This is a genomic window from Elioraea sp. (assembly GCF_051860475.1).
Taxonomy (GTDB): Bacteria; Pseudomonadota; Alphaproteobacteria; order Acetobacterales; family Acetobacteraceae; genus Elioraea.
On the sequence record NZ_JBHYDW010000213.1, the window covers coordinates 1 to 4,956 of the forward strand.

Annotated in this window: 9 protein-coding genes; 4 read left to right on the top strand and 5 right to left on the bottom strand. The window is 70.2% G+C overall.

Going from position 1 to position 4,956, the window contains the following annotated elements; all coding sequences use genetic code 11:
• A partial coding sequence (locus tag ACTIFU_RS22295) for an ABC transporter substrate-binding protein (RefSeq protein WP_439580520.1) occupies positions 1 to 1,547 on the bottom strand: 1,547 nt, incomplete at its 3' end.
• A gap of 633 nt (positions 1,548 to 2,180) precedes the next feature.
• On the opposite strand from ACTIFU_RS22295, the gene ACTIFU_RS22300 reads away from it, so the two are divergent.
• Complete coding sequence (locus ACTIFU_RS22300) at positions 2,181 to 2,468, top strand: hypothetical protein (protein WP_439580521.1); 288 nt, start codon at positions 2,181 to 2,183, stop codon at positions 2,466 to 2,468.
• Here the strand turns inward: ACTIFU_RS22300 and ACTIFU_RS22305 are convergent, their stop codons facing one another.
• Entirely contained in the window at positions 2,469 to 2,807 is a 339-nt protein-coding gene (locus ACTIFU_RS22305) for a type II toxin-antitoxin system RelE/ParE family toxin (RefSeq protein WP_439580522.1), read from the bottom strand.
• Positions 2,804 to 3,058, bottom strand: coding sequence for a type II toxin-antitoxin system ParD family antitoxin (locus ACTIFU_RS22310; RefSeq protein WP_439580523.1), 255 nt, complete (start codon positions 3,056 to 3,058; stop codon positions 2,804 to 2,806). The genes ACTIFU_RS22305 and ACTIFU_RS22310 overlap by 4 nt, the downstream gene beginning before the upstream one ends.
• A 76-nt stretch (positions 3,059 to 3,134) precedes the next feature.
• Here ACTIFU_RS22310 and ACTIFU_RS22315 point away from each other — a divergent pair, with 76 nt between their 5' ends.
• Together ACTIFU_RS22315 and ACTIFU_RS22320 are read left to right on the top strand one after the other, a co-directional pair.
• Positions 3,135 to 3,515: a hypothetical protein gene (locus tag ACTIFU_RS22315; protein WP_439580524.1), complete on the top strand. Its 381-nt coding sequence runs from the start codon at positions 3,135 to 3,137 to the stop codon at positions 3,513 to 3,515.
• Between the two features lie 77 nt (positions 3,516 to 3,592).
• Positions 3,593 to 3,826, top strand: coding sequence for a hypothetical protein (locus ACTIFU_RS22320; protein WP_439580525.1), 234 nt, complete (start codon positions 3,593 to 3,595; stop codon positions 3,824 to 3,826).
• 4 nt (positions 3,827 to 3,830) lie between these two features.
• Here ACTIFU_RS22320 and ACTIFU_RS22325 read toward each other — a convergent pair whose 3' ends face one another.
• Together ACTIFU_RS22325 and ACTIFU_RS22330 are read right to left on the bottom strand one after the other, a co-directional pair.
• Positions 3,831 to 4,103 carry a BrnA antitoxin family protein gene (locus ACTIFU_RS22325; protein ID WP_439580526.1) on the bottom strand — a complete coding sequence of 91 codons (273 nt, stop codon included), beginning with the start codon at positions 4,101 to 4,103 and terminating at the stop codon, positions 3,831 to 3,833.
• Positions 4,063 to 4,335 (bottom strand): BrnT family toxin, encoded by a 273-nt coding sequence (locus ACTIFU_RS22330; RefSeq protein ID WP_439580527.1) that lies wholly within the window; start codon positions 4,333 to 4,335, stop codon positions 4,063 to 4,065. Before ACTIFU_RS22330 ends, ACTIFU_RS22325 begins: the two co-directional genes overlap by 41 nt.
• A 62-nt stretch (positions 4,336 to 4,397) precedes the next feature.
• On the opposite strand from ACTIFU_RS22330, the gene ACTIFU_RS22335 reads away from it, so the two are divergent.
• Positions 4,398 to 4,956, top strand: a 559-nt coding sequence (locus tag ACTIFU_RS22335; RefSeq protein WP_439580528.1) for a phage tail tape measure protein, incomplete at its 3' end; no start/stop codon positions are given.

A 4,956-nucleotide genomic window follows, 5' to 3' on the forward strand; every position in this document is an offset into this window, starting at 1 on the left:
GTGAGGTTGGACCGGTACGCGGTCGGCTGCATATATTGGCCGAGCGGATAGTAGGGGACCTCGCGCATCGCCTCCAGCTGGATCTCGCGGCAGATCGCCTTCTGCGCCGCCTCGTCGGGCGCGCGGAACCAGGCCTCGCGCAGCTCCTCGACGCGCGGCATGGTCGCCCAGCCGGCATAGCCTGCCTCGCCATTGCCGCGCAGCGCGATGTGCCCGGCCGGGTTCAGCCAGTCCGCGCCCGCCCAGTTGGTCATGAAGGCGCTCCATCCGCCCTCCGACACGGGACCCTTGCGGTTGCGCCGCTGCAGCATGGCGTTGAATTCGACCGAGAACACCTCGACCGTCATGCCCGCCTTCTTGAGCATGTCCGCGGCCACCGCGCCCTGCGACATCAGCACCGTCGAGTTGGACGGCACCATCAGCAGCACCGTTTCGCCCCTGTAGCCGGCCGCGCGGAGGTCGGCCTGCACCTTGTCGTAGTCGGGTGGTGTCCTGAACACCTCGAGCCCGTCCTCCGAGGCCATCGGTGTGCCGGGACAGAAGAACCCGAGCGGTACGTGATAGAGGTCAGGCTCTCCCGGTCCCATCAGCGCCTGCATGTACGCGGTCTGGTCCACCGCGCCGAGCAGCGCACGGCGGATCGCCGGATTGTTGAACGGCGGCTGGATGTGGTTCACGCGCATCATCGCCACGAAGCCGGTTCGGTCGAGCACGCGCACCGTCACACCGCGCGCCCGGCGCAGCATCGCCAGATGGTCGTGATAGGCGTATTCCTGCCAGTCCTGCTCACCCGAGACGAGCGCGGCGGTTGCGGTCGAGCTGTCCGGGATCACGTGCCACTCGACCCGGTCGAAATGCACCACCTTGGGCCCCGAGGTCCAGCCGAGCGGACCGTCCTTGCGCGGCACGTAGCGCTCGAACCTGGTGTAGACCTCGATCGTGCCGGCCACGCGCTCATCGGCCTTGAAGCGGAACGGTCCGCTGCCGACAAGTTCGGTCACCTGGGAGAACGGATCGGTCCTGGCCAGCCGCTCCGGCATCATGGCGCAGACCGGCACCGAGGCCTTGCCGAGCGCGATCGGCAGCAGCGGGAAGGGATGCTTCAGGCGGAAGCGGATCGTGCGGTCGTCGGGCGCCGAGAGCTCGTCGGTCGTGGCGATCAGCGTCGCGCCGAAGGGATCGCGCTTGGCCCAGCGCTCGATGCTGGCGACGCAGTCGCGCGCGAGCACGGGCTCGCCGTCGTGGAACGAGAGTCCCTCGCGCAGGGTCAGCGTCCAGAGCCTGCCGTCGTTTTCGATGCGGTGCCCCTCCACCATCTGCGGCGTGGCCCGGAAGCTGCTGTCCATGCCGTAGAGGGTGTCGAACACCATGTAGCCATGGTTGCGCGTGATATAGGCGGTGGTGGTGACGGGATCGAGCGTCACCAGCGCCTGCTGCGGCGTGAAGCGCAGCGTCGCCGCCGCCTGGGCGCGGACGAGCGCCGGGCCGGCGAGCGTAGCGGCGAGACCCGCGCCAGTGGCGGTCACCAGGGTGCGACGTCGGATCATGTCGGTTCTCCCTCGGTGCAGGGCACCGTGCGCGGCGGGCCGGCACAAGGTGCGGATCCTGCGTTTGACATGTGCCCGAACGGTGCGCGCACCAGCGTGAGCTGACAACCCCGGTCCGGGTCGGCGCGGTCTTCCATGCCCTTGACGGCCTTCGCATCTCCCGGCCGAGCGTGGGGCACTGCTGCCAAACGGTCAGATCGTCGTGGAGGTCGGAACATGGCGCGCAGTCGCGCGCTGCATCAGGTCGCCGCATGTGGTGGTCGGTTCGGCCGCACCCCCTTCGCCAGCCGCGCGGCATTGCCAGCTTGGTGGGCAGGCGCGCTGCCGTTGACCTCTCTCGTATCACTTGCAGCGCGACTGCCTCAGGGTCGGTCACTCGGTCCATCGTTGCGTGGGTTGAGCGCCACATCGCCGGATGGGTCCGGGTCTGGGTCCGGGTGGACTGTCTCTGTCGCGCTATCTTTCGTAGCAGCCCTCGTCAGGCCACCGCGCGATGGCTCGGTGGTGCACGTGACGCGGAGAGGGGGTGTACGGAGGTGTGGGGAAACGACCCGAACCCGGACCCACGTGGACCCTGTCTCGCGGCGCCAAGCTGTGCCGCGGTTGCCGGGCCTCCCGTCACGCAGCCTGCCGATGACGCCAATCCGATCCGCGCATCAGATCACCAGCCGGTTCGAGAACACTCTCCTGCTCGATGATGCCACGAACAACGCCGCGCTGGAGGTGGCGTTCGAGTACCGCATCAGCGCCACCCGCCGGCTCACCGTGACGCTGCACGAGACCTACCTCGCGCTCACCAAGACACCAATCCAGGGGCCGGCCGGCGTCGAGGCCGCCTTCGAGTTCCGCGCCGCTTTCAATGCCGCCGCCGGGCGCATGATGACCGTCACGCTCAGGAACGGCGGCGCAGCGTATGCCTGATCAGTGGCCGAACTCGGACAGGTCCGCCAGCAACACCGCCAGATCCTGCGCGCCGCGCACCACGCGCAGGATGCGGGGTGGCGTCAGGTCGGGCTCATAGACGATCACGTAGGGAAAGCGCTGCAGGACGAAGAACCGGAAGCGCTCCGGCGCAAACTCGATGCGCACCTGCCCGATCGCCGGATGCTCGCCGATCGCCTTGGCGGCCCGGTTGGCCGCAACGCGCAGCCGGTCAGCGGCGATCGGATCCTCGCGTGCGATCCACGCGACCGCTTGGCGCAGATCGGCCAATGCCTCGCGCGTGAACCGCGCCGGCGCCTTCGGTCTCGCCGGGCTCAAGCGCGCTTCTTCGCCGCAGCGATCACCGTCTTCAGTTCGGCGTCCACCTCGTCCGCCGAGAGCGTGCCTTCACGATCCGCGCGCGCGCTCACGTCGCACAACATCGCCACGAAGCGCTCACGACGCTCTTCCGCCTCCTGCATCAGGCGGAGTGCGTGACGCATCACCTCGCTGGCGTTGGCGAACCGGCCCGAGGCGACGCTCGCCTCGATGAACTGCAACTGCTGGGGCGTCAGGCTGACGTTCGGCACGACTCACACTCCATAACCTTATGGCCAAGTTGGACATGGCCGGGGCGAAGGTCAAGACGCAAGCCCGGAGGTACCCATGCTCACCCTCGACATCGCGCGCGAGCCGCGCTGGCTCGACCTGCCGCAGGGCGTGCGGTTGCTCGCGAAGCCGCTTGACCGGATCACGCGGGCGGCGGCAGAGGGCGCCGCGCAGATCGAGGAAGCGAAGGTGCTGCTCGGCGAGGCCGCCCAACAGGAGCGGTCCGTCTTCAACGGCCTCTACTTCATGCTGCTCGTGCGCCTGTTTGCGCGCCGCGTCGTCACCGCCTGGGAGGGCGTGGGCGACCGCGACGGCGCGCCGCTCGCGCTTTCGCCGACGGCGCTGGACGCGCTGATGGAGCACGACGACATGGCGGTCGCGTTCTGGGACGCGATGATCGGCCGGCCCGACCCGGCGGAGGCGGAGGGAAACGGCTGAAGGCCCGCGCCGCCTGGCATGGCGGCGGCGGGCCGGAGTACTGCCGCGGCTGCGCGGCGACCGAGCGCGACTGCGGCGTGGCCTGCCCCTACGCCGCCAACGCACCCACCACCATCGAAGAGGTGGCGTGCTGGCAGGCGGCGCTGCTCTGCATCGTTCCGGGCTTCACCGGGCCGAAGCTCGACCTCCCCGCCGCGCTGCGCATCGCCGAGAGCCTCGGCGTGCCGACGGCGCCTGGCGTGACGCTGCTCGGCGCGCTGCGCCAGGGATGGCACGAGGGGCAGGCATCGCGGAGGCCTGCCAACGGCTGAACGCTCAGGCGGCCCGCTTCGCCAGCCACTCGCGCACCGCCTCGCTGATCCGCGTCTGCCAGCCCGGGCCGGTCGCGCGCAGGCGCTCAAGGAGTTCGGGTTCGAGCCTGATCGTCACCTGACGCTTCGCCGCGGGCGAGCGCGGACGCCCACGGCCGCGCCGCACCAGCGTCTCGCCGACATACACATCCGCCCGAGCGAAGTGCTCGGCGGTCAGTTCCGGCGCGTCGTCCGGATCAACCCAGGGCTTCGCGCCAACGCGCTTCTTCTTTGGCATTGCCATACCTCATCGAGATGACGCGCCGCGCGTTGCCGCGCGGCGTCCAGACCAGCACCACGAACCGCTCATGCAGGTAGCCCGCCGTGATGAAGCGGGGCTCGCCGTAGTCGCGCCGCGTGTCCTGCGCGACCGTATGGAGCCCGGCGAAGACCTCGGCCGCAGTGGCCAAGTCCAATCCTCGCTCCTCCAGGGTCTTGGCCCGCTTGGCCGGGTCGAAGGTGATCCGCACGTCACTTATCGTAGCTACGTTTATTCGTCAGGGCAACCGCAACCTGCGCAGAGGGGTGCACCGTGAGTGACGCGACGCGCCGGCTGTCGGTCCGGCTCTCGGTGGACGGCGCGCAGCAGATGCGTCAGGAACTGACGCGCACGGGCGAGGCCGGCGAGCAGGCGCTCGCGCGCATCGTCGGCGGGGCGCAGCGCGCGTCATCGGCGCTCAACCTGCTCGGCATCGGCCTTGGCGCGCTCTCGGTCGGCGCGCTCGCCACCTTCGCCCGCCGCGCGGTCGATGCGGTGGACGGGCTCGGCGAGCTCGCGGACCAGCTCGGCGTCTGGACGGACGCGTTGCAGGCGTTCCGCTTCGCCGCGATCGAGACCGGGGTCCGGAACGAGGAGCTCGAACGCGGCCTCGCGACGCTGACGCGCCGGATCGCCGAGGCGGCGACGGGCGAGCGCGCGGCGGAGGAGGCGTTCCGCCGGCTCGGCGTGGCGTTCACGGACGCGGCCGGCAATGCGCGCACGACCGAGGGCGTGCTCGCCGACATCGCCGACCGCATCGCCGCGGTCGAGAGCCCGGCCGAGCGGGCGCGGATCGCCACCGAAGTGTTCGGCGACCGGCTCGGCCAGCGAC

Bases quoted from the DNA above. Each gene is read 5' to 3' on its own strand.
- ACTIFU_RS22300 (WP_439580521.1), top strand. From the start codon at position 2,181: ATGACGCCAATCCGATCCGCGCATCAGATCACCAGCCGGTTCGAGAAC.
- ACTIFU_RS22315 (WP_439580524.1), top strand. From the start codon at position 3,135: ATGCTCACCCTCGACATCGCGCGCGAGCCGCGCTGGCTCGACCTGCCG.
- ACTIFU_RS22325 (WP_439580526.1), bottom strand. From the start codon at position 4,103: ATGCCAAAGAAGAAGCGCGTTGGCGCGAAGCCCTGGGTTGATCCGGAC.